Raw genomic sequence first — 20,031 nt, 5'->3', positions numbered from 1 at the left:
TGCTATAATCTGGGGCATGGAAATTATCGCAGTCGGCGTTTCCGTCCTGACCCTGATCGCCCTGGCCGGGCTCTTCATTAAACTGAACGCGGCCGGACAGCCAGGCAGCGACCGGGCGATCGACATGATCCAGAAACAGATGGAAGAGATCCGCGGCTCGGTCACCAAGCTGTACGCCGACAACCAGACGATCCTGCAAAAGGTCAACACCGATTTTGCCCAGACCATCCAGAACCTCGACAAGAACACCAACGCCCGGCTGGACAACGCCGCCAAGGCGATCAAAGACGTCTACGGCCGGCTCGGCGAGGTCCAGGAATCGACCAAGAAAGTGACCGAACTGGCCCAAAGCATCTCTTCGCTGGAAGAGATAATGAAAGCGCCCAAGTTGCGCGGCGGCATGGGCGAACTTTTCCTGAGCGACCTCCTGGGGCAGATACTGCCGGCCCCCTATTACGAGCTGCAGTACCGTTTCAACAGCCGGGAAACGGTCGACGCCATCATTAAGCTGAAGAACCTCATCATCCCGATCGACTCCAAGTTCCCGCTGGAGAACTTCAAGAAAATAGTCGAAGCGGAGAGCGACAGCGACAAGCTGAACGCCAAAAAACAATTCATCCGCGACGTCAAGAAACATATCGACGCGATCCGGAAAAAATACATCCTGCCGGAAGAAGGAACGTCGGATTTCGCCCTGATGTACATCCCCGCCGAGAACGTCTATTACGAGATCATCGTCAAGGACGAGAACATCGACGACGACAAGGGGGTTTTCCGCTACGCGCTGGAGAACAAGATCTACCCGGTCTCGCCCAACTCATTTTACGGCTACCTGCAGACCATCCTGCTCGGCTTGAAAGGGATGAAGGTCGAAGCGCAGGCCCAGGAGATACTTAAAAAAATGTCGCAGCTGGCCGGGGATTACATGAAAGTCCTGGAAGATTTCGAGAAAATGCGGACCCATTTAAAGAACCTGTCCGCCAGTTTCGACTCCACCGATAAGCGGCTGACCAAATTCGGCGACAAGCTCGATACCCTGGAGGTCCACTCGGACACCCCGCTCCTCCCCAACCCCTAAACCGCCGAACTCGGACAGATCTCGTTATAAGGGCAATACTCGCAAGCGCGGAAATTGGGGGTGGCGTGATAATCGCCCGCCCGCAAGCCGGCGGCGACCTGCTTGATCTTCCCCCAGGCCTTAACCAAGTCCTTTTCCGCCGGTTTGACCGAACCGACCAGGCCGGAATCGAGAAAATAGAGTTCCAGCGCGTCCGGCAGCTTCCCAAATAACCGCTGCCAGGCGATGGCGTAAATATCGAGCTGCAAACTCTCTTTGACCTTTTGGTCCGCCTTTTTCTGGTCGCTGACCTCCGACGACTTAAAATCGACAATAATGATCCGCGACCCGCGACCCGTGACCCGCGGCTCTTCCACCAGGTCGATCCGCCCCTTTAGCTGGATGCCGCTTTCCACGACGGCGAACTCGTGCTCGATAAACTTCGGTTTTCGCCCCCGCTTTTTCTCGGCCAGATAAAACCGTTTCAGCGCTTCCTCCCCCGCGCGGAAACGCCGTTCCTCGTGTTCGCGCGAAATGAAACCCTCGGCGGACCAGTTGGCGGTAAAAACGGCCAGCAGCTGCTTGAGCGAAAACTTGCGGCCCGCCTTTTTCGCCGTGAAATAAGCCTGGACCGCCTGGTGGAGCGCCTTGCCGTAAATGATCGCCTGGTTCGGCAGGAGCGGCACGCGCAGGACGTGCACGTATTTGTATTTGAGCGGGCAGGTCAGATAATCTTCGATCTGGTAATGCGATAAGGGGATGATCTCGTCCGCCGTCTTGCGCCGCTCGGCCGGGATGACCGGCTCGGCGGCGGCGAACAGCTCGATCTGGTTGAGCAGCGGCTGCTTGAGCAAAGTAATATCGGCCCGCGGCAGGTCGAGCGCCTCCAGCACGAACTGAGAGACTTTCCGGTCGCGCTTGCCGCCGTAATCGACCGCGGAGGTAAAGTAGAGCTCTTTTTGCGCCCGCGTCATGCCGACGTAAAAGAGCCGTCTTTCTTCCGCCAGGTTAAAGTCGCCGGCCGGCACCTCTTCCTTGACCAGGCCGAGCGGCAGCTCGATCGGCTGCCGCCGGCTCCTAACCGGGAACCGGTCGCTGACCAGCGAGACGAGAAAAACGACCGGGAACTCCAGCCCCTTGGCCTTGTGGACCGTCAAAATATTGACCGCGTCGGTGTCGAGGTCCGGCTGGGCCGACTCCGGATCGTCCCCCGCCTCTTTCAATAAGTTCAGGTAGCGGACGAACTCCGCGACCCGGTCGACCTCGGCGATCGTCTTGAATTCCCGCACCCGCTCAAAAAAGCGGGCGAGGTTCCTGAGCCGGCTTTCGTTCTCCAGCGATTCCACGCCGGTCAGACCGGCCAGATAGCCGCTCTTCTTCAGGAATTGGTAAAGGACCTCGCCGGTCGATTTCTTTTTGGCGAATTCCAGGTAATAAGCGATATCGGCCATGATCTGCCGGAGCACCGCCCGACTTTCCTCCTTAACATCATCAAGGACACGTAACTCGGAACTCGCGACTCGCGACTCCCCAAGATGGGTGAAAACGTGATGCAGGGTCAGGTTGCGCCGGGCGGCGAAAGTGTTGATCTTTTGCAGTTCCAGCGGATCGAGCCGGTACAGCTCCGACAGCGCCAGGTCGTAGAGCGCGACCGAATCGGTCAGGTCGCCGAGCACTTTCAGGAACGAGACCGCCAGCCTGACTTCGGGAAAAGAATAGAGCCCGCCCCCGCCGGAGAACTGGTGCGGCAACTGCAGCACGTTGAGCGCCTGGCGGAACGGCTCGGCGTCGGAGTTGGACCGGACCAGGATGGCAAAATCCTTGAGCTGGTATTCTTTTTGTTCGGCCTTCGCCCTGATCGTTTGCGCGACCCAGTCGGCCTCCGAGGAGAGACGGTCGAAATGCCGATGCTCGACCCGCTGCCCGCCCGCCCCGCCGGCCGCGACCAGTCGTTTGTCGATCCCCGACCGGACCTCCAGCCGCTCCGGGTCGTTATGGCGGACCAGGCGGTGGGCCGTGTCGAGGATCATTTGGGTGGAACGGTAATTTTTTGTCAGGACGACCTGCCGGCAGCGCGGATACGCTTTGGCAAAACCGAGGATATTGGAAATGGCGGCGCCGCGAAACTTATAGATCGACTGGTCGTCGTCGCCGACCACGGTCAGGTTGGCCTTTTTACCGGCCAGCAGTTTGAGCAGGGAGAATTGGGCGTAATTCGTGTCCTGGAACTCGTCGACCAGGATATACTTGAACCGCCGCTGGTATTCCCGCCGCAAGGCCGGTTTTTCCCGCAGCAGCCGGAGCACCATGTTCACCTGGTCGCCAAAATCGATGAACCCGTGCTTGAGCTTTAGCTCCTGGTATTTTTTGTAGACTTTGGCCACTTCCAGCTGTTCCGCTCCCCCTTGCTTCTTCGCCCAGGCCAGGTACTCCGCCGGTTCGACATCCTCGTCTTTGGCCCGGGAAACGGCGGCGATCAGCGCTTCGACATGCTTGGTCGGGTCGCCCAGCGAGCGGTAATGCTTAAGGGGAAACTCGAAGATATGTTCGCGAAAGAAGATCAATTGGTCGGCTTTGGAGAGGACCCGGTAATCCGGGCGCAGACCGAGGTCGAGCGAGTGGTCGCGCAAGACCTTATCGCCAAAAGCGTGGAAAGTGGCGATCGCCACGTCAACGTAACCGTAAGGGACGAGCAGGTCGACCCGCGACTCCATTTCGTCGGCCGCCTTGTCGGTAAAAGTCAACGCCAATATTTCGCTTGGTTTGGCCTTTTTTTGCGCTATTAGCCAGGCGATACGCCGGGTAATGACCGTGGTTTTACCGGTCCCGGCGCCGGCAATGATCAGCAGCGGCCCTCCCTCCGAGGTCACCGCTCTCTTCTGCTCCGCGTTCAGGCCGGCAAGGATCTCCGTCATGGGGGCATTATAACATTATTAAATGGACATATTAACGCAAGTTTTAGCCGACTTTCTCCGATAATATAGGTGAAAGTTAATATAGCCTGTTGCCAACTCGTCCTGATGGTCAGAGAACCGCAATAAGGCGAGTTTTTCATTTTTAGGAGGGAAACAAATGACACCATTGAACGTTAACGGTTCCAACGCGCCCCGGGGAAGCGCCCGCTGCGCCGCCGATACATATAAAGGATCGCTGCGCGAGCTCGGCGAGATATTAACGCAGCGGCCGGGCATGACCCTGCAGGCCGGCGATTGGCGGATCCAGAAGGAAGGCGGCCAGCTGGTGGCCATTAACCGGAACGGCGAACGCCGCGTCGGCGATGACGCCGTCCGCAGCACTCTTTACGAAGTCTACGGCCGCCGGGGCGACAGCTCGGGCAGTGTTTACCGCGCGCTCAGCGCCATCGGCCGGGACCTAGCCGACCCCGATTCCGACGGCGTCTGGCAGAACTCGACCGGACCGATCGTCATCGATCTCGATAAAACGGTCGCCGCCCGCGGCCAGGAGTTCCATTATGTCGATTCGTACGAATATTACGGGACCGGCAGTTCAGCCGACGTAGCGACTTACTCGACCCACGCCGATTACGCCGCCAGCCAGGGCCGGACAGGCGAAGCCGTCCGCTACTATGAAATGGCACTGAATAACGCGGTTCCCGGCTCTCCGGAACAGACAGAGATCCTTGCCCAGCTTGGAGCGCTTAATACTGCCCGACAACCGGAGCAGGTCCCGGTCGCCGAACCGGAAACGCTGATCGCGACAGTTGCAGAAGAACCGGTGGTCGCCGAGATCCCGGCCGCTGCGGAAACGGTCGTGGCCGAGACACCCTTACCGGTCGGCACGCCGGAAAACCCGGTCGAGCTCAATATGGGGACATACCAGGTCTATGGCCAATTGACGACACCGCAACAGCCGGTAGAAGCGGAAGTAGTCGCCGCCGCGCCGGAAGAAACGAGTTATGATTATAGTCAGCTATTGGCCGGGCCGAACATTGTTGGTCTCGGCGCCGAAGAGCCGGCCGCGACCCCCGTTCTCCCGACGACGCCCGCGACTCCCGCGGTGACGGAAACCACGATCTCGGCCGGCGCCGTACAGACAGCGCCCGTGGTCGAAACCCCGGTCATCCGGCAGGCCGATCTCCCCAGACGCCGGGACGCAGACAATCTCGCCAACATGGGGGCCATCCTTTCCCGGTATATCAACAGCGACTTCAACCGCGCGCTCGATAACCTCGGCGTGGCCGACGTCTCGCTGACGGTCGAACTGGCGATCCATCCCGACGGGACGCTCGATGCGACGATCAACCTGGAAAGCGGCGAATTGCCGGACGGCGTGACGCCCGAAGCGCTGGCGCGGGGGATCGAATCTAAATTTAACGGCCGCAACTATTTCGGCCAGGTCAGGGATTCGGCGGGGGACCAAATGGTCAGGCTGCCGATCAACCGGACGATCTGAAGTTTAATTATTGAGGGCCGCTGCCGGGATCAGGATCGAACCTGTTTGCCGCTCGATCAGGTTAACGCCGCCAGCCGGCGCCAACTCCGCCCAATCGCCAAGACCGAGAAAGTCGAGCGAGTTTTGGCCCAGCGTCCTTAATCCGCCGGCCGGGAACAATTCAACTTCAACATAACTTTCACCGAGCGTTCGCGCCAGGTAAGCTCCGTAATTCGACCCACCCTCCTCCGCCGCGATCTGACCGGCATGGGCCGCGTGGTGCCGGAATCCGTTGTAAACCGCGAAACGGACGCCGGCTTGCATTAAGCGATCGGCCGTTCTCCGCCCCGCTTCCTCGGCATATTGCCAACCGGTAAGCTGGACGGTCCGGTCGGAGTACCAGTCGGCGCGCCAGATCGTCTCCGCCGCCTGCGCTTCGGTCATGCCGCCGGGATGGACCCTGATGCCGTAACGCCGGGCGGTAGTAATGATCCGCAGCAGATCGGCCTGGTCAACGTAGCGCTTGATCGTCCGCCAAAGCGTCGGCGTCGAGTAAGTCCCGATCCGGCCGGTCTCGGCGAAATAAGCCAATTCCGTTGCGATGATCGGTTCGTCCAATAGCTGCTCTACCACCAGATCGGTGATCCCCTCTTCGGCCAGTAACGGGATCACTTCGTCGGCAAAATAAGCTTTGGCGGTCCGGTAATCATAACCGGGTTGCGGATGGAATTCCCCGAACGCGATGACCTGGGGAGCGCTCTCGGCCAGGAGAGAAGAGACGGCCTCCGTCACGGAAGTAAAATGGGAGACTGCGCCGGTCCCCGCCCCTCCGTTCTTGGCCGAACAGACCGGCGGGGTTCGCCCGTACAATGAAGAGACATTATAGGTCAGCGCCGCGATATTCATCTGGCATTGTATCGTTCGCCCGCCGCGGCAATTTCATGATTTCCCCTGAAATTCCGCCTCCCCCGCATCGACAACAAAGCAGAATGACAATGCTGATCAGCGGCGGGTATAACGTTGTCGCCCAATCGTCCGCGCCGGCCGCGGCGCCGGCGGAAGCCCCGGCGGCCAAAACGGCACTGGTCCATTATGACGACCTGGCCCAGGCGCTCTCGCTCATCATTGGCGACCAGGTCAAAGTCGTCTCTTTCGGCGCCCTGCCGAAAAAGGAATATTCCAATCTCCCTTCCCCGCTTGCCAGTTTTAACCGGCAGGCCTTGCCGCTCTTGAAGCAGAAAGGGTTTTCCGCCCTGGTCCTGGCCGACTTGCCTTCTTCCTCCGCCGCGGAGACCGAAGCCGCTCATTATCCCCGGCAAAAACAGTTCGGGCCGGAGCTGACCGAATGGTACAGTTTTGCCCACGATTACTGCGGCATCACGGAGACGTTCCGCCAGGCGCAGGCGCTCGGCCTCTCCCTGCACGGGGTCGCCGCCAACAATGTCCAGGAATATCTGCGGACCCTGCAGCAAAATGCCTGGCCGGTCAAGGCCCGCACCTTGAGAACGGTCGATGTTCTGCTGGGCCAGGGAAAATCGGTCGTCACTTATCATGAACTGACCGCCAACGACGTCGCCCCGCCGGCAAAAAAAGCCGACTCTTCTTTCGGTTGGGAATTAAAAAAGCGGTTGAACGCCGGTTACGTGGAGATCGATCTTATTCAACCGGAATTGGTCCCGGCCGCCAAAGGGGATGAGCTGATCGGCGTGCACGATTGGCAGAAATATATCCCGGCCAAAGGGGTTAACTTGCTCCGTTTCAAGAACGGCCGGCAGGTCGTTATCCTGCCGCGGTTCAACGGCGTCCGGCAGGAACAGCGGGCGGTCAAACAGCCGGTTTGCGAATAACTACTTGATCACGACCCGGTCGACCCCGTCGATCTCCATCACTTCCACCCGGACCTCTTCCTTCTTCGCCGTCGGCAGAACCTTGCCGGTAAAATCGGGATGGATCGGCAGTTCGCGGTGGCCGCGGTCGATCAGCGCCGCCAGCTCGACCTTGGACGCCCGGCCGTAATCCTTCAGGCCGTCGAGCGCGGCGCGCACCGTGCGGCCGGCAAAGACCACGTCATCGACCAGCACGACCACCTTGCCGTCGATCTTGAACGGGATCTCCGATTGCCGGACCTCGATGTATTTCCCCTTGCTGGTCAGGTCGTCGCGGTACAGCGAGACGTCGAGCTTGCCGACCGGGACCTTTTTCCCTTCCTGGGACTCAATGATCTCGGCCAGGCGCTTGGCCAGCGGTACGCCGCGTTGCATGACGCCGACCAGCAACAGGCCTTCGACCCCTTTATTGGTCTCGATGATCTGGTGCGCGATCCGCCGCAGGGCCCGGTTCATCTCCACCTCGTCCATCACGACTTTGACATTGGTATCCGGTTTAAGTTTTTTTGCCATTATAACCATCTCCTCGTGAACGTATTATATCACAGTCCCAGCCGCGCCACTTCCTGGACGGCCGCCAGGAGCGGATCGGCGGCGGCCGCCCCGGCCCGGAAACCGCCGTCCCGGCCGATCGCCGCGTAAGCGCTGGCGTCGGCGTTAAAAGCGAGCCCTAGGTCCGCTTTTAACTGCGCGACCCTGGCCCGCAGCTCGGCCAGGTTTGGCTCGACCGGGTTCGGTTCCAACCCGCCGAACAACACGTCCCTTTTGCCGTGCAGCTCTTCGACCCGGCAGCCCAGACGCTGTAAAAAGAGATCGACATAACCCCGGGCCGCGCCGAACAGCGGGTCGACCACGATGAGCGGCGCGGCTTTCCTGATCCGGGCCTGATCGAGCTGGGCGGCCAGGTAATTAAAATAGCGTTCGCGCGGCTCGAACCGTTCGACCGTCCCCTTGTTCCCGCGGCCGATCTGGCTGACGGCCGATTGGTAATTGAGCAGCATCTGGTTGGGGATATTCGCCGGTTGGGCGGTCGAGCGCTCCAGGAAGACGTAGGTTTCGATCTCTTTCGCGCAATCGGCCAGGCAAAGGGCGCCGCCGTGCTTAATGAACTTGAGGCCGCTGAACCGGTGACCCCGGCCGCTGGCGGTCACGGACACCGCGCCGGCCGCTCCCCGGTCGACCGTCTCCCAGGCGACGATCGGCGTGGGGGTATCTCGTTCGGTAAAAAGAACGTTAATGCCGGCCGATTCCAGCAGCTTGGCAAGCTCCACCGCGAACCGTTCAGCTTGGAAACGGGGATCGTAACTGACCAGGAAAGGTTTTGCCGCCTGGTCGTGGGTGAGCAGAAAAACGGCGATCGCCCGCCCCACCTTTTTGACGTTGTCATAGGTGAAGTCGGCCGAAAGCTCGGCTACCCAACCTTCGGGACCTATTTTTATCATTTTAGTAAATCGGAGGAGGGAGGATTCGAACCCCCGTTACCATTGCTGGTAAAGACGCTTTCGAGGCGTCCGCCTTCAACCACTCGGCCACTCCTCCAAGAAAAAATTCGGAAGGGGAGAGATTCGAACTCTCGTTACGGTTTCCCGTAAACACGCTTTCCAGGCGTGCTCCTTCAACCACTCGGACACCCTTCCAGAAATATGCGCCCAGGGCGATTCGAACGCCCGACCCCTTCCTTCGCAGGGAAGTACTCTATCCAGCTGAGCTATGGGCGCGCTAAACACTATAATAACACAAAAAAGGGGAGCCGCGAAAGCTCCCCTTTTTGTCAGCTAAAGAAAATAAATTATCTAAAAAGCACGTGATGGAACTGGACGATCGCCGGGCCCAGGACCAGGGAAACGATCGACATCAGCTTCAATAAGATATTCATCGCCGGACCGCTGGTATCCTTGAACGGATCGCCCACGGTGTCGCCGACGACCGCCGCCGCGTGGACCGGAGTACCCTTCCCGCCCAAGTAACCGTCTTCGATCAGCTTCTTGCCGTTGTCCCAGACCGCGCCGGCGTTGGCCAGCATGATCGCCATCGGGACGCCGACGCAGAGCGAACCGGCCAGCAAGCCGCCGAGCGCCTCGCCGCCGAGCACGACGCCGACCACGACCGGGATCAGCACGGCGGAAATGCCGGGAACGACCATCTCGTGCAAGGCCGCGGTCGTCGCGATATCAACGCATTTCTTGATCTCCGGCTTCGCCTTGCCTTCCATCAAGCCCTTGATCTCCCGGAACTGGCGGCGGACCTCTTCGACCATCTTGAACGCCGCGCGGCCGACCGCCTGCATGGTCATCGAAACGTAAGCAAAAGGGATCAGGCCGCCGAGGAAAAGGCCGATCACCACGTCCGCCTTCAGGATATCGATCGATTTAATCCCGACCGCCTGGGTGTAAGCGACAAAAAGCGCCAGAGCGGTCAAGGCCGCCGAACCGATCGCAAAGCCCTTGCCGATCGCCGCCGTCGTATTGCCGAGCGAATCGAGCGTATCGGTGATCTTGCGGACCTCGGACGGCAGGCCAGACATGGTGACGATCCCGCCGGCGTTATCGGCGATCGGGCCGTAAGCGTCAACCGACATGATGATCCCGGTCGTGCCGAGCATGCCGACCGCGGAGATAGCGATGCCGTACAGGCCGCCGAACAGGTAAGAGACCCAGATCGCCGCGCAGATCGAGAGGATCGGGAAAATGGTGCTCTTCATCCCGATCGCCAAACCGGCGATGATATTGGTGGCCGGGCCGGTCTTGCAAGCCTCGGCGATCTCCTTCAGGATCTTGCCGGAAGTGTAAAATTCGGAAATGATGCCGATCGCCATCCCGGCCAGGATGCCGGAAAGGATCGCCCAGAAGATCCCGACGTTGCCGACGACCATCTTGGTCAGGAAGAAAGCGGCAATGATGAACAGGCCCTGGGCGACGTAGGTCGCGTAGCGGAGCGCCGCCTGCGGGTTCATCCCCTGGATCACCTGAATGAACAGGACTCCGACGATCGAAGCGACCGTGCCGGCCGCGATCAAGAGGATCGGCAGGATCATCCACTGGAACGGCGCGCTCAGCATCAGGGCGCCGAGCGCGATGGTCGCCACCACGGCGCCAACGTACGATTCAAAGAGATCGGCCCCCATACCGGCTACGTCGCCGACGTTATCGCCGACGTTATCGGCGATGACCGCCGGGTTGCGCGGATCGTCTTCGGGAATGCCGGCCTCGATCTTGCCGACCAGGTCGGCGCCGACGTCGGCCGATTTGGTGTAAATACCGCCGCCGACGCGGGCGAACAAGGCGATCGAAGAAGCGCCCATGGAATAACCGCCGACGACCGCCGCCTTCAGGGCGACCCCTTTAACAAAGAAGAAAATGAGGCCCAAGCCGAGCACGCCGATCGAAGCGACCGCCATTCCCATGATCGCCCCGCCGGAAAAAGCGACGCCGAGCGCCTGGGCCTGGTTCTTGCCGGCCGCCGCGTTGGCGGTGCGCACGTTGGCCCGGGTGGCCGCGTTCATGCCGATGTAACCGGCCAGCATGGAACAAACGCCGCCGAAAACATAGGCCAGCGCCACATATATATTGATCAGAAAGGTCAGCACCAGGAAGATAAAGAGGATAAAGATCAGGACTACCCGGTATTGCCGGTTCAGGTAGGCCATCGCCCCTTCATAGATCAGGCCGGAGATCTCTTTCATCTTCGCCGTCCCCGCCGGCATCTGCAGGATTTTCCAGAACAGATACCCCGCGAACAAGACACCCAGCAGACCGGCGGCCAGGGACCAGGAAATGTAACCTAACATTTTATTACTCCCTTCGATTTTCCAAGATCAAACAGGACGCATTATAAACTATGCTATAATAAAATTCAACAGTCCGATTGTTTCGTAAAAATATGTTTATCATTACCGAACGGCAATACAATATAATCATGAAGCAAGCCCAGGCTTGCTTCCCCCAGGAGACCGGCGGTTTTCTCGGCGGCCACGACAACCGGATCCTGGGCGTCCTGCCGATCCCCAATAAAAACCTGGGCGACCGGACCCAGACCTTCGCCCTGGGCGCCGACGACATCGAGCTCGCTTACCGGTTCCTGGTCAAGCATAAGCTGGAGTACCTGGGCGTTTACCACAGCCACCCGGGCGGCGTGCCGCTCCCCTCGGCGCAAGACCTGACCCATAACCAGAAATACCTGTTTATCGTCGGCCTCAAAGACCGTTATAATCCGGAGCTGTTCGCCTGGCGGGTCGAGAACGGCCGGCTGTACGCGGAAGACATCCAGATCATCAGCGACCTGGGCGCCACCGTGGTCGATATCCGGACCGGCCAGCCCCAGCTCTCCGCCGGCGCTACGCCCCAATACCTGGACCGGCTTGCCGATATGGTCGACGGCATGGTCGGCGGCCGGATGCCGGTCTACCCCAAGCTGGACCCGCGCAACTGGGACGCCTCCAGTTTCAGCACTTTCGCCTGAGGTTGAAATCAGGTCAATCAATGGGCGATATTCTCCTGATGCGCAATAAACGGCTCTGTCTTGCCCTGCTTTTTTGCCTGCTGGCCGCCGGCCTGGCCGCGGCCCGGGACCTGCGCCCGCACCGGATCGAAAAATTCCTGGAGCGCTATTGCCCTTCCAGCCCGCTGCGCGGCTACGGCCGGGAGATCGTCGAGCAAGCCGACCGCTATCAGCTTGATTACCGCTTATATATGGCGCTCGCCGGCGCGGAAAGCACCTGGGGGAAGAACTGCCCGAAACGGAGCTACAACTTTACCGGGATCAGCAACGGCGGCGCCCGCTTCCGCTCCATCAAGCATAATATCCAGTACACCCAGGCGACGATCGCCGAGAAGAAATGGTACCGGAAGTTCCGGAAAACGAAAAATCTGATGGACCTGATCAGGGTTTATAAAGCTGTCCCGCCGTTCGACCGCTACCTGCGCAGTCTCAACTTCACGATGGATATGATCGCCGCCGTCCCGGCCGAAGAAGCCGGCGCGGTCAAGCTGGCGCAAAGCGCGGGGTCAAAGAAAGCGGCAAAACCGGCTGGGGTGAGAAAGCTGCCCGCCCGGGCGAAGCCCGAACTGTTCGCCGCCTGGAACACCATCCGCTACGACCGCTACGCGCCCCGGTCGCTCAACAAGATCGCTCAGTAAGGGGCGTACTGCGAAAAAATGTATAACAGGTAACCGCCGGCCGCGATCAGGAATACCGCGGTCAGATAGCTCATCGTGAACAGCCAGTGCTCCCAGCCGTACTGGTGCCAGTCATAACCTTTCGCCCGGAAAAAGTTCTTGTTTATGTAATCATTGAACGCCATGAACTTTTCGAACAGGAGCAGCATGGCTAGACCCGACAGCAGCCCGGTCAACCCGCCCAGCAACACCAGCGCTTTTAAGACGATCGGCATTTTTTTCTCCCCCTTTAACAATTCTTTTGAAATTCGGCCGCCAAATCAAGGATATTGTAGCATGAAGATCGCCAGCAATGTCCAGCACTATTTGCGGCTCTTGGCCGGCAGGCCGAGAACCTTGCCGGTTTTGCGGCCGCAGGTCGAGATGGCCGAATTGGCCGGCCTGGCGCGGCACGCGACCAAAAGCGTGGAGTCGCTCGGCCGGGCGCGCCTCGAGCTCCCCTGCGAATACCGGACCGCTTTTGTCCGCGACCGCGACCGGATCATCTATTCGCCCTATTTTACCGCCCTGTCGGGCAAGACCCAGGTCTTTTCGCCGGAATCGCTGCCGCTGCCGAGCAGCCAGCAGGTGCATACCCGGCTCTTTCACGTGATCAAGGTCGCCCAGCTCGCCCGCGATATCTGCCGGGCGCTGGGCTTGAACGAAGACCTGGCCGAGGCGATCGCCCTGGGGCACGACCTGGGCCATTCGCCGTTCGGCCACGAGGGGGAAAAGATCTTGAGCGAATACAGCCGGGAAAAGCTCGGCGAACCGTTCAAGCATAACCGGCAAAGTTTGCGGATCGTGCGGGAGATCGCCGACCTGAACCTGAGCTATGAGGTGCAGGAAGGCATATTGAAACACGACGGCGAGACCAAGGACGCCGTCCTCCGCCCCGGCAAATATTCTCTGCGCGACAACGAGCCGGCCTCGACCCTGGAAGCGTGCGTGGTCAGGCTTGCCGACCGCCTTTCTTACCTGCCGCTCGACCTGGAGGACGGTATCCGGCTCGGCCTGGTCAGCCGCGATCAGCTGCCGTCCGGGATCACCGAGATCCTGGGCAGCCAGACCAGCGAGATGATCAACGCGCTGGCGACGAACGTGATCGAGATGAGCGCCGGCCGGGGCGAGATCGCGCTGAGCCCGCTGGTCCGCGAACCGCTCGACCGGCTTTTTGACTTCAATTACCAGCACATTTACTACAGCCGGCGCAACGTCGAATTCCGCAAAAATATCGCCGCCTGCCTCAACGTCCTGATCGGTTATTTCGCGGAGCAGCACCGGGGCGACGCCCGGGCGGTGATCGACAACATCGTCGCGCTGACCGACCAGCAGGCGTTCGCCCTTTTCAACCGGCTCCGTTTCGGCAATCAAGCGCCCCCGCGCGCCAATTTATGATAAAATTGACGCTGCCATGAAAACCGCGATACGCCTGGCCGCCTTTTTATTGACGCTCGGCGTGATCTTGTCCGCCTGCTCGTTCAACCAAAAGGGGCATGTCCCCTCGGCCGACGAGATCCTGGGCGAATGGCAGACCGTGGCCGGCGCCGACGCTTCCGATTACTATTTTTCGGCCGGCGCGGACGACGTTCACTATTTCAACACGACGCTGACCGGCCGTCCTTATGAATCGGGGACCTACACGATCAACGGCGACAAGCTCCTCCTGTTCGCCAACGAGAACAACACTTATGAATGCTCCGCGCTCCTGATCAAGGGGAACGCTCTGCGTTACGTCCAGGACGGGACCGCAGTCGTCCTGCGGGGGAGCGACCGGAGCCGGCGCTGCAATCCGGTCTTCCGTTTCCTGCGCAAACGGAGCGGCCTGGTCTTCTCCGGCCCGCTGACCACGACCTTTCCCTGGCTGCTGCCGGGCGGCGACCAGGTCGACGTCGACGGGTTTGAAATGACCGCGACCGTGCCGGTGGACGGGGATTTTACCGCCGTCAACCAAACGGCCGGCGCGATCGGTTCCGCCCTGGTTAAAATGGGGTTTAGCGCCGACCAGCTGAACGTCACCGAGGCGATGAACGGTTACCGGCAGAACGAGCTGGTCTGCCAGATCTTTTTGCAGGAAACCCCCGACAACCAGGCGGTGATCATCGTTCGCTGCGGTTTGCGGAAGTAGCGCTTACTCGTAGCGGAGCGCTTCGATCGGCAGCAGCCGCGAGGCTCTTCTGGCAGGCCAGAGGCCGAACACCACCCCGACCAGCACCGAAAAGACAAAAGCGAGCAGGACCGACTGCGCGGTGATCACGACCGACCAGCCGGCAGCCGCGCCGATCGAGAACGAAATGATGCCGCCCACCCCTACTCCGATCAGCCCGCCCAGACCGCAGATCAATACCGCCTCGACCAGGAATTGGGTCATGATGTCGCGGTCTTCGGCGCCGAGCGCCTTGCGCAGCCCGATCTCGTGCGTCCGCTCCATCACCATGACGAGCATGATGTTCATGATGCCGATGCCGCCAACGAGCAGACTGACCGCGGCGATCGCCCCCAGCAGGAAAGAAAAAGTCTGGACCGTCTCGCTCGCCGCTTTCTGGATGTCGGCCATGTTCCGGACGTCGTAGCTGTCGGACAGGGAAGCGGGCAAGCGATGGAGCCGAACCAACAGCGGACCGATCTCTTCGGCCAGGCCGGTCAAGTCGTCGGCACTCTGGGCCTGGACGTCGAAATTGCTGATGTAATCGCGGCCGAGCAGCCGGTGCATCGCGGTCGAGAGCGGAACAAAGATCTGGTCATCCTGGTTCATGAACCCGCCTCCCCCTTTTTCCGGCAGGACGCCGATCACCTGGAAATTGATCCGGTTGATCTTGATCCACTTGCCGAGGGGGTTCCCGTCCGGGAAAAGCTGGTCGGCCACCTGCTTACCGAGAACGGCGACCTTGGCACGCAGGTGCTCTTCCGTCTGGGTAAAGAATCTCCCCTGGACCGGAACCGCGTCGCGAACATACTGGTAATCGACGCTCGTCCCGTTAATACTGGTGCTCCAGTTCCGGTTGCCGTAAACGGCCTGCCCCCTCCCCTGGACGTAAGGGATAACGTACTTCACCCCATCGAGCGCCTGCAGCGCCTTCAAATCCTCGAGATTGAACCGGGGGACCGAATCGGAGCCGAGCGAGATCCCGCCCTGCCGGAACGACGTCCGGACGCTGAGCAAATTGGTCCCGAGCGCCGAGAGCGACTGTTCCACCTGCCGCTGGGCGCCGGTCCCGATCGCCAGCATGGCGATGACCGCACCGACGCCGATGACCACGCCGAGGATCGACAGGAATGAGCGGAGCTTGTTCGTCAGCAAAGAGAGAAAGGCCTCATTGAAATAGTTCGCCAAACGGCTCAGGGAAAAGAGATTAAAATTGCGCGGCTTGAGTTCCGGCAGAGAAACGGCGCCGCCTGCCGTTTCCCGCAATCGCTCGTCGGAAACGATCCGGCCGTCGGAGAGCGTGATCCGCCGGCTGGCTTCGTTCGCCAGGTTCGGTTCATGGGTCACCATGATAATGGTATTACCCTGGCGGTTGATCTCTTTGAATAAATTGATGATCTCCTGGGCGGACTTGGTATCCAGGTTTCCCGTCGGTTCGTCGGCCATGATCACCAGCGGTTTGTTGGCCAGCGCCCGGGCCAGCGCTACCCGCTGTTGCTGTCCGCCCGACAGTTCCGTCGGCCGGTGGCGGAGACGATCGCCGAGCCCGACCCTGCCCAGCAGTTCTTTCGCCGCTTTACGGCTCGCCTCCGTGATCCCCTCATCATAGACAAAAGGGAGCATCGTATTGGTGACGATATCGAGCCGGGGGAGCAGATTGAACGCCTGGAAGACAAAACCGAGAAGATGATTGCGCAGACGCGACGTTTCCCTTTCGGTCAAACGGGAAACTTCCTTGCCCAAGATCCGGTATTCGCCGCAATCCGGCCGGTCCAGTAAACCGAGAACGGCCAAGAGGGTCGATTTACCGGAACCGGAAGGCCCCATAATGGCCACAAATTCTCCCGGTTCGATCGACAGAGAAACGTCGCGCAGGGCGTAGACCGGTATTTTGCCGCCGATGTAATAAGTTTTACAAAGGCCTTTGATCTCGATCAAGCTCATTAGCGGCTACGCTGGGTACCGAAGGGATTCAGATTGGGCGGGCCGCGCCGCTGGGAAAGCGCGTCGGTCATCGCTTTGGTCGGGACGGCCACTTTCTCCCCCTCGGCCAGGCCGGAAATGACCTCGATGTTGTCGCCGTTCTCCAGCCCGGTCTCGATCTGGACTGCCTGAGCGGTCTTGTTATCGGCGCTCGGCTTGAAAACGTAGACCGCTTTACCCCGCTTCTTGATCGCCTTGAGCGGCACGGTCAGGACCCCTGCCCGAGCGTTCTGGGAAAAATTGACCGTGGCGCTCATTCCGGCGCGGAAGAATGACGGCACGGTATCCGGGATAACGTCCACTTCGTAAACGGTGACATTGCTGACGACCTTGGATTCGTAGGCGATATGCTCCACGCTCCCGTTGATCTCTTCTTTGGGATAAGCATCTAGGACGATCTTGACCTGCTGGCCAACCTTGATCCGGCCGATGTCGGTCTCGTCGATCGACGCCTTAACGATCAATTTATCGGCCATCACCAGGACAACGTCGTTACTGGTCAGACTTTGCCCCGCTTCCACGCCCCGCTGGATAATGAAACCGTTGATCGGCGCGATGACCGGCGTCGGTTTGTACATTTCTTCCCACCGCTTGACCTCTTCTTCCCCCTTGGCCCGGGCGGCATCGATCAAGGTCGCCCGGTCGAGCGAGCTCATCCAGGCGATGATCTGTCCTTTGTAAACTTCCTGCCCCTCGCTGACGAGGACCGATTCGATCCGGCCGGCGACCGGCGGCTTGATCTCCAGGCGATTGCGCGGCATCACCGTGCCGGTTGCCGGGATGCTCGATTCGATATCCCCCTTGGCGGCGCTCACCAGCTCGAGCGGGACCTCTTTCTTAGGAGCGCAGGAAGTCAGCATTAAAACCCCGACGAACAAGACCCCCAAATTTCTGATTTTCATTTAACGTAACCTCCGTATGAGTTGTACCACGCCGCTTCGGCATAAAGGGCCGCTTTCTTCCGTAATAATAAATTCCGCTGGGCGCTGATGTAGTCGTTCTCGATCCGGTCCCATTCGTCGTAGCTGACCAGGCCGTTGATGTACTTTGTCCGGGCGATCTCCGCCCGCAGGGCGGCGGCAGAGAGCGACAGCTGGGCGGTCTTTTCCGTCTCGAGCGCGTCGAGCAGCGCCTGGTAAGCGGACTGCAAGCCGTAGCGGAGGTCGTTGCTGGCGTTCTGGAAATCCTGTTTGGCCTGATCGTACTGCGCCGTATAAATGACCCGATCCGCAATGTTCGCCCCGCCCGGGAACAATGAATAAGACAGGTTCAGCGACCAGCTGTTGCTGTTGCTCTGCGGCGGCCAATCGGTGCCGCTTCTGCGGTACGAACCGCTCAGGGAAACGTTCGGCAGGAACTCGCCGATCGTCTGCCGCAGCGCGATCTCGGCCCTTTCTAATTGTTTCAGGTTCATCGCGTTGGCCGGAGCCGCCGCCAGGAGCTGGCCGTAATCGGGCACGGCCAGGCTGTTGGCGGCCAGTTCGCCGTCGGCCTTTGCCGCTTCCGCGGAGATGAGCTGGGAAAGCTTAAGGCCGGCCAACGTCTGGGCCCTTTCCGCCGCGGTCACGGCGGCGGCGGCATCGGCCTGGTCGGCTTGCGTCCGCAGCAGCGCCCCTTTGTCTTCGCGGCCGCTGTCGTAGCGGAGCCCGATCAGATCGCTGTTATTTTTCCGGCGCTCCAGTATTTGCTGGTAGAGGGTGACGTTCTCGTCGGCCAGCGCCAGGTCGACGAACGCCTGCCGGAGCTGATAATAGACGTCGGCTTCCGCTTTTTGCAGGGCCGCTTGATAATAATCGTAACTGGCCCGGGCCGACTGGGCGCTATAATAGTTATCCAGGCCGGCAAAGAGCGTCTGGGAGACGCTTAAACCGTAAGACGAGCTGTTGGCCGTCGTCGCCGGGGTTCCTGAGGTCGACTGGCCGGTCGAAGCATTGGCCGAAAGTTGGGGAAGGAAAGACGAATAGCTGCGGTACAGGCTCCACTGCGCCACCTCGGTCTGTTTGCGGGCGCTCTTTAGTTCCGGATTGTTCCGCTGCGCCAGTTTGAGCGCTTCCGGCCAGGTGAGCGCTGAGGCGGACGCCGCCAGATAGACAGCGGCCCAAACGATCGTCAGTGTTCTCTGCCAGGACATCTTGGTTTATTCTATCACTTCTGCGGTCCGCGGCCAAACCCGCGCGGGCGCGGCGGCCGCATCATCCCCTGGAATTTTTGCCGCTGGTCCGGCGTCAGGCTGGCCTTGAGCTCCAGCAACGACTTGACCCGTTTGATCTCGATCTCGGTCCGCCAGCCGTTGATCTCCTTGATCGACTGTTCGATCAGCCGCTGGTCCGGCTTGTCTTTTTCCAGCTCACTCCGTAATTTATCGGAACGCTCCTTGATCTTGTCGAATAACGGCTTGTTCTCCTTTTCCAGCTTCTCCCTGGCCGTCTTGAATTGCGCCTGTTGGGCGGCAGTTAAGTTTAACCGCTGGGCGATCTGTTTGCCCGGATCGCGCTTTCTCTCTTTGCCGCCCCACCACGGGGCCGCCAGAGAGGCGGTGCTAAAGACCAGCACCAGCAAGGCTAACGCTACCGACTTAATTATCACTTTCATATTATTTCCTCCTTTAAACCCATCCTGCCAGATTAGACAAGCCAAGTCACGCAAAGGTTCCCTCACTCGCCGAAAACATAACTAATCAGCGGACTGCCGTTAATGGCTTGGCCTTCGTTCAGGTAGCTGGCGATCGTCTCGTCACTGCCGGTCTCCAGGTTGACAAAAAAGACCAGGCCGACCAAAAGCACGGCTACCGCGCCGGCCAGCGAGACCGCCGTCGGCCAAACCCAGGCGACCGACCTAACAGTTGCCCGTTGCTTGATCGCGCGGTAGAGCCGATCGGAATCGAACGGACCCCTGACCTTTTTCAACTCTTTCAGGTATTCGTTATAATCGGTCATTTTGCTTCAACTCCTTTTGCATGATCGCCCGGGACCGGGCCAGGTTTGATTTAACCGTTCCGACCGGCAACTCCATTAGCCGGGCGATTTCCTCGAGTTTGTACTCTTCGACGTCAGCCAGCAATAAAATGGTCCGCTGGCGCGGGTTGAGCTTCTCTAACGGCTTGAGCAGGCTGGTCGCTTCAACGTCCGATGTCGGGATGCTCTCTTCGAACCTTAAACCGGCCAGGAGAACGGAAAAAAGCTTATAGCGTTTCTGTTTCTTGACGTAATTGATCGCCGTGTTGACCGTGAGCCGGTAGAGCCAGGTCTCCAGGGAAGAGTCGCCGCGGAATTTCGGCAAGGCCTGATGGACCTTGAGAAAGACCTCCTGAAAAAGGTCCTCCCGGTCATGCTGCCCGGCAACATATTTATTAACCAGGCGCCAGACCTGGTCCTTGTGGTCCAGATAAACTCGGTCGAATTCGTATGCAGCCAT

At 59.8% G+C, this 20,031-nt stretch carries 19 protein-coding genes and 3 tRNA genes; 7 read left to right on the top strand and 15 right to left on the bottom strand.

All coding sequences use genetic code 11. The features are described from left to right. Window positions 1-16 precede the first annotated feature (16 nt). On the top strand, window positions 17-1,078 hold the full coding sequence (locus WC529_06560; GenBank protein MFA5113934.1) for a DNA recombination protein RmuC: 1,062 nt from the start codon (window positions 17-19) through the stop codon (window positions 1,076-1,078). Here the strand turns inward: WC529_06560 and WC529_06555 are convergent. After that, window positions 1,075-3,972 (bottom strand): ATP-dependent DNA helicase, encoded by a 2,898-nt coding sequence (locus tag WC529_06555; GenBank protein ID MFA5113933.1) that lies wholly within the window; start codon window positions 3,970-3,972, stop codon window positions 1,075-1,077. The two genes, WC529_06560 and WC529_06555, sit on opposite strands and share 4 nt — an antisense overlap. A gap of 157 nt (window positions 3,973-4,129) precedes the next feature. Between WC529_06555 and WC529_06550 the strand changes: the two genes are divergently transcribed. Next, window positions 4,130-5,470 (top strand): hypothetical protein, encoded by a 1,341-nt coding sequence (locus WC529_06550; GenBank protein MFA5113932.1) that lies wholly within the window; start codon window positions 4,130-4,132, stop codon window positions 5,468-5,470. A gap of 3 nt (window positions 5,471-5,473) precedes the next feature. On the opposite strand, the gene WC529_06545 is transcribed toward WC529_06550, so the two are convergent. Then, on the bottom strand, window positions 5,474-6,355 hold the full coding sequence (locus tag WC529_06545) for a hypothetical protein (protein ID MFA5113931.1): 882 nt from the start codon (window positions 6,353-6,355) through the stop codon (window positions 5,474-5,476). 83 nt (window positions 6,356-6,438) lie between these two features. Between WC529_06545 and WC529_06540 the strand changes: the two genes are divergently transcribed. Continuing rightward, window positions 6,439-7,296 carry a hypothetical protein gene (locus WC529_06540; GenBank protein ID MFA5113930.1) on the top strand — a complete coding sequence of 286 codons (858 nt, stop codon included), beginning with the start codon at window positions 6,439-6,441 and terminating at the stop codon, window positions 7,294-7,296. Here WC529_06540 and pyrR read toward each other — a convergent pair whose 3' ends face one another. The 6 genes from pyrR to WC529_06510 all read right to left on the bottom strand — a co-directional run bounded on the left by pyrR (window position 7,297) and on the right by WC529_06510 (window position 11,122). Continuing rightward, a complete protein-coding gene (gene pyrR / locus WC529_06535) occupies window positions 7,297-7,848 on the bottom strand; it encodes a bifunctional pyr operon transcriptional regulator/uracil phosphoribosyltransferase PyrR (protein MFA5113929.1) in 552 nt (183 codons plus the stop codon). It lies immediately after the preceding gene. A 29-nt stretch (window positions 7,849-7,877) separates the two neighbouring features. Further along, complete coding sequence (locus tag WC529_06530; protein MFA5113928.1) at window positions 7,878-8,777, bottom strand: hypothetical protein; 900 nt, start codon at window positions 8,775-8,777, stop codon at window positions 7,878-7,880. 10 nt (window positions 8,778-8,787) lie between these two features. Beyond that, window positions 8,788-8,874: transfer RNA gene (locus tag WC529_06525), tRNA-Ser, on the bottom strand. A gap of 11 nt (window positions 8,875-8,885) precedes the next feature. Further along, window positions 8,886-8,972 (bottom strand) — tRNA-Ser (locus WC529_06520). A gap of 7 nt (window positions 8,973-8,979) precedes the next feature. Then, a tRNA-Arg gene (locus tag WC529_06515) sits at window positions 8,980-9,053 on the bottom strand. A 71-nt stretch (window positions 9,054-9,124) separates the two neighbouring features. Continuing rightward, window positions 9,125-11,122, bottom strand: a complete 1,998-nt coding sequence (locus WC529_06510; GenBank protein MFA5113927.1) for a sodium-translocating pyrophosphatase — start codon at window positions 11,120-11,122, stop codon at window positions 9,125-9,127. 92 nt (window positions 11,123-11,214) lie between these two features. Here WC529_06510 and WC529_06505 point away from each other — a divergent pair, with 92 nt between their 5' ends. Together WC529_06505 and WC529_06500 are read left to right on the top strand one after the other, a co-directional pair. Next, window positions 11,215-11,793 carry a Mov34/MPN/PAD-1 family protein gene (locus tag WC529_06505; GenBank protein ID MFA5113926.1) on the top strand — a complete coding sequence of 193 codons (579 nt, stop codon included), beginning with the start codon at window positions 11,215-11,217 and terminating at the stop codon, window positions 11,791-11,793. Window positions 11,794-11,831: 38 nt separating this feature from the next. After that, window positions 11,832-12,470, top strand: a complete 639-nt coding sequence (locus WC529_06500) for a hypothetical protein (GenBank protein ID MFA5113925.1) — start codon at window positions 11,832-11,834, stop codon at window positions 12,468-12,470. On the opposite strand, the gene WC529_06495 is transcribed toward WC529_06500, so the two are convergent. Then, window positions 12,464-12,724, bottom strand: coding sequence for a hypothetical protein (locus tag WC529_06495; GenBank protein ID MFA5113924.1), 261 nt, complete (start codon window positions 12,722-12,724; stop codon window positions 12,464-12,466). The two genes, WC529_06500 and WC529_06495, sit on opposite strands and share 7 nt — an antisense overlap. A 61-nt stretch (window positions 12,725-12,785) precedes the next feature. On the opposite strand from WC529_06495, the gene WC529_06490 reads away from it, so the two are divergent. Next, a complete protein-coding gene (locus tag WC529_06490) occupies window positions 12,786-13,886 on the top strand; it encodes an HD domain-containing protein (GenBank protein ID MFA5113923.1) in 1,101 nt (366 codons plus the stop codon). A gap of 16 nt (window positions 13,887-13,902) precedes the next feature. Next, a complete protein-coding gene (locus WC529_06485; protein MFA5113922.1) occupies window positions 13,903-14,616 on the top strand; it encodes a hypothetical protein in 714 nt (237 codons plus the stop codon). A 3-nt stretch (window positions 14,617-14,619) separates the two neighbouring features. On the opposite strand, the gene WC529_06480 is transcribed toward WC529_06485, so the two are convergent. The 6 genes from WC529_06480 to WC529_06455 form a co-directional block, all read right to left on the bottom strand. Beyond that, on the bottom strand, window positions 14,620-16,578 hold the full coding sequence (locus WC529_06480) for an ABC transporter permease (protein MFA5113921.1): 1,959 nt from the start codon (window positions 16,576-16,578) through the stop codon (window positions 14,620-14,622). Next, on the bottom strand, window positions 16,578-17,519 hold the full coding sequence (locus tag WC529_06475; GenBank protein MFA5113920.1) for an efflux RND transporter periplasmic adaptor subunit: 942 nt from the start codon (window positions 17,517-17,519) through the stop codon (window positions 16,578-16,580). The genes WC529_06480 and WC529_06475 overlap by 1 nt, the downstream gene beginning before the upstream one ends. Beyond that, entirely contained in the window at window positions 17,516-18,748 is a 1,233-nt protein-coding gene (locus WC529_06470) for a TolC family protein (protein MFA5113919.1), read from the bottom strand. The genes WC529_06475 and WC529_06470 overlap by 4 nt, the downstream gene beginning before the upstream one ends. A gap of 14 nt (window positions 18,749-18,762) precedes the next feature. Continuing rightward, a complete protein-coding gene (locus WC529_06465) occupies window positions 18,763-19,209 on the bottom strand; it encodes a periplasmic heavy metal sensor (GenBank protein ID MFA5113918.1) in 447 nt (148 codons plus the stop codon). A 62-nt stretch (window positions 19,210-19,271) separates the two neighbouring features. Next, window positions 19,272-19,553 carry a hypothetical protein gene (locus tag WC529_06460; GenBank protein ID MFA5113917.1) on the bottom strand — a complete coding sequence of 94 codons (282 nt, stop codon included), beginning with the start codon at window positions 19,551-19,553 and terminating at the stop codon, window positions 19,272-19,274. Beyond that, window positions 19,540-20,031, bottom strand: a complete 492-nt coding sequence (locus WC529_06455) for a sigma-70 family RNA polymerase sigma factor (protein ID MFA5113916.1) — start codon at window positions 20,029-20,031, stop codon at window positions 19,540-19,542. The genes WC529_06460 and WC529_06455 overlap by 14 nt, the downstream gene beginning before the upstream one ends.

Source organism: Candidatus Margulisiibacteriota bacterium, from assembly GCA_041650855.1.
GTDB lineage: Bacteria > Margulisbacteria > WOR-1 > O2-12-FULL-45-9 > XYB2-FULL-48-7 > JALOPZ01.
Note: the sequence above shows the minus strand (reverse complement) of the source record. Positions and strands in the feature narration are given on the sequence as shown.

Excerpts from the sequence above, each read along its gene's own strand:
- WC529_06485 (MFA5113922.1), top strand. The coding sequence starts at position 13,903 with ATGAAAACCGCGATACGCCTGGCCGCCTTTTTATTGACGCTCGGCGTG.
- WC529_06460 (MFA5113917.1), bottom strand. The coding sequence starts at position 19,553 with ATGACCGATTATAACGAATACCTGAAAGAGTTGAAAAAGGTCAGGGGT.
- WC529_06530 (MFA5113928.1), bottom strand. The coding sequence starts at position 8,777 with ATGATAAAAATAGGTCCCGAAGGTTGGGTAGCCGAGCTTTCGGCCGAC.
- WC529_06480 (MFA5113921.1), bottom strand. The coding sequence starts at position 16,578 with ATGAGCTTGATCGAGATCAAAGGCCTTTGTAAAACTTATTACATCGGC.
- WC529_06500 (MFA5113925.1), top strand. The coding sequence starts at position 11,832 with ATGCGCAATAAACGGCTCTGTCTTGCCCTGCTTTTTTGCCTGCTGGCC.
- WC529_06490 (MFA5113923.1), top strand. The coding sequence starts at position 12,786 with ATGAAGATCGCCAGCAATGTCCAGCACTATTTGCGGCTCTTGGCCGGC.
- WC529_06455 (MFA5113916.1), bottom strand. The coding sequence starts at position 20,031 with ATGGCTGCATACGAATTCGACCGAGTTTATCTGGACCACAAGGACCAG.
- WC529_06560 (MFA5113934.1), top strand. The coding sequence starts at position 17 with ATGGAAATTATCGCAGTCGGCGTTTCCGTCCTGACCCTGATCGCCCTG.
- WC529_06545 (MFA5113931.1), bottom strand. The coding sequence starts at position 6,355 with ATGAATATCGCGGCGCTGACCTATAATGTCTCTTCATTGTACGGGCGA.
- WC529_06495 (MFA5113924.1), bottom strand. The coding sequence starts at position 12,724 with ATGCCGATCGTCTTAAAAGCGCTGGTGTTGCTGGGCGGGTTGACCGGG.
- WC529_06475 (MFA5113920.1), bottom strand. The coding sequence starts at position 17,519 with ATGAAAATCAGAAATTTGGGGGTCTTGTTCGTCGGGGTTTTAATGCTG.
- WC529_06550 (MFA5113932.1), top strand. The coding sequence starts at position 4,130 with ATGACACCATTGAACGTTAACGGTTCCAACGCGCCCCGGGGAAGCGCC.
- WC529_06505 (MFA5113926.1), top strand. The coding sequence starts at position 11,215 with ATGTTTATCATTACCGAACGGCAATACAATATAATCATGAAGCAAGCC.
- WC529_06470 (MFA5113919.1), bottom strand. The coding sequence starts at position 18,748 with ATGTCCTGGCAGAGAACACTGACGATCGTTTGGGCCGCTGTCTATCTG.
- WC529_06540 (MFA5113930.1), top strand. The coding sequence starts at position 6,439 with ATGACAATGCTGATCAGCGGCGGGTATAACGTTGTCGCCCAATCGTCC.
- WC529_06510 (MFA5113927.1), bottom strand. The coding sequence starts at position 11,122 with ATGTTAGGTTACATTTCCTGGTCCCTGGCCGCCGGTCTGCTGGGTGTC.
- WC529_06555 (MFA5113933.1), bottom strand. The coding sequence starts at position 3,972 with ATGACGGAGATCCTTGCCGGCCTGAACGCGGAGCAGAAGAGAGCGGTG.
- pyrR (MFA5113929.1), bottom strand. The coding sequence starts at position 7,848 with ATGGCAAAAAAACTTAAACCGGATACCAATGTCAAAGTCGTGATGGAC.
- WC529_06465 (MFA5113918.1), bottom strand. The coding sequence starts at position 19,209 with ATGAAAGTGATAATTAAGTCGGTAGCGTTAGCCTTGCTGGTGCTGGTC.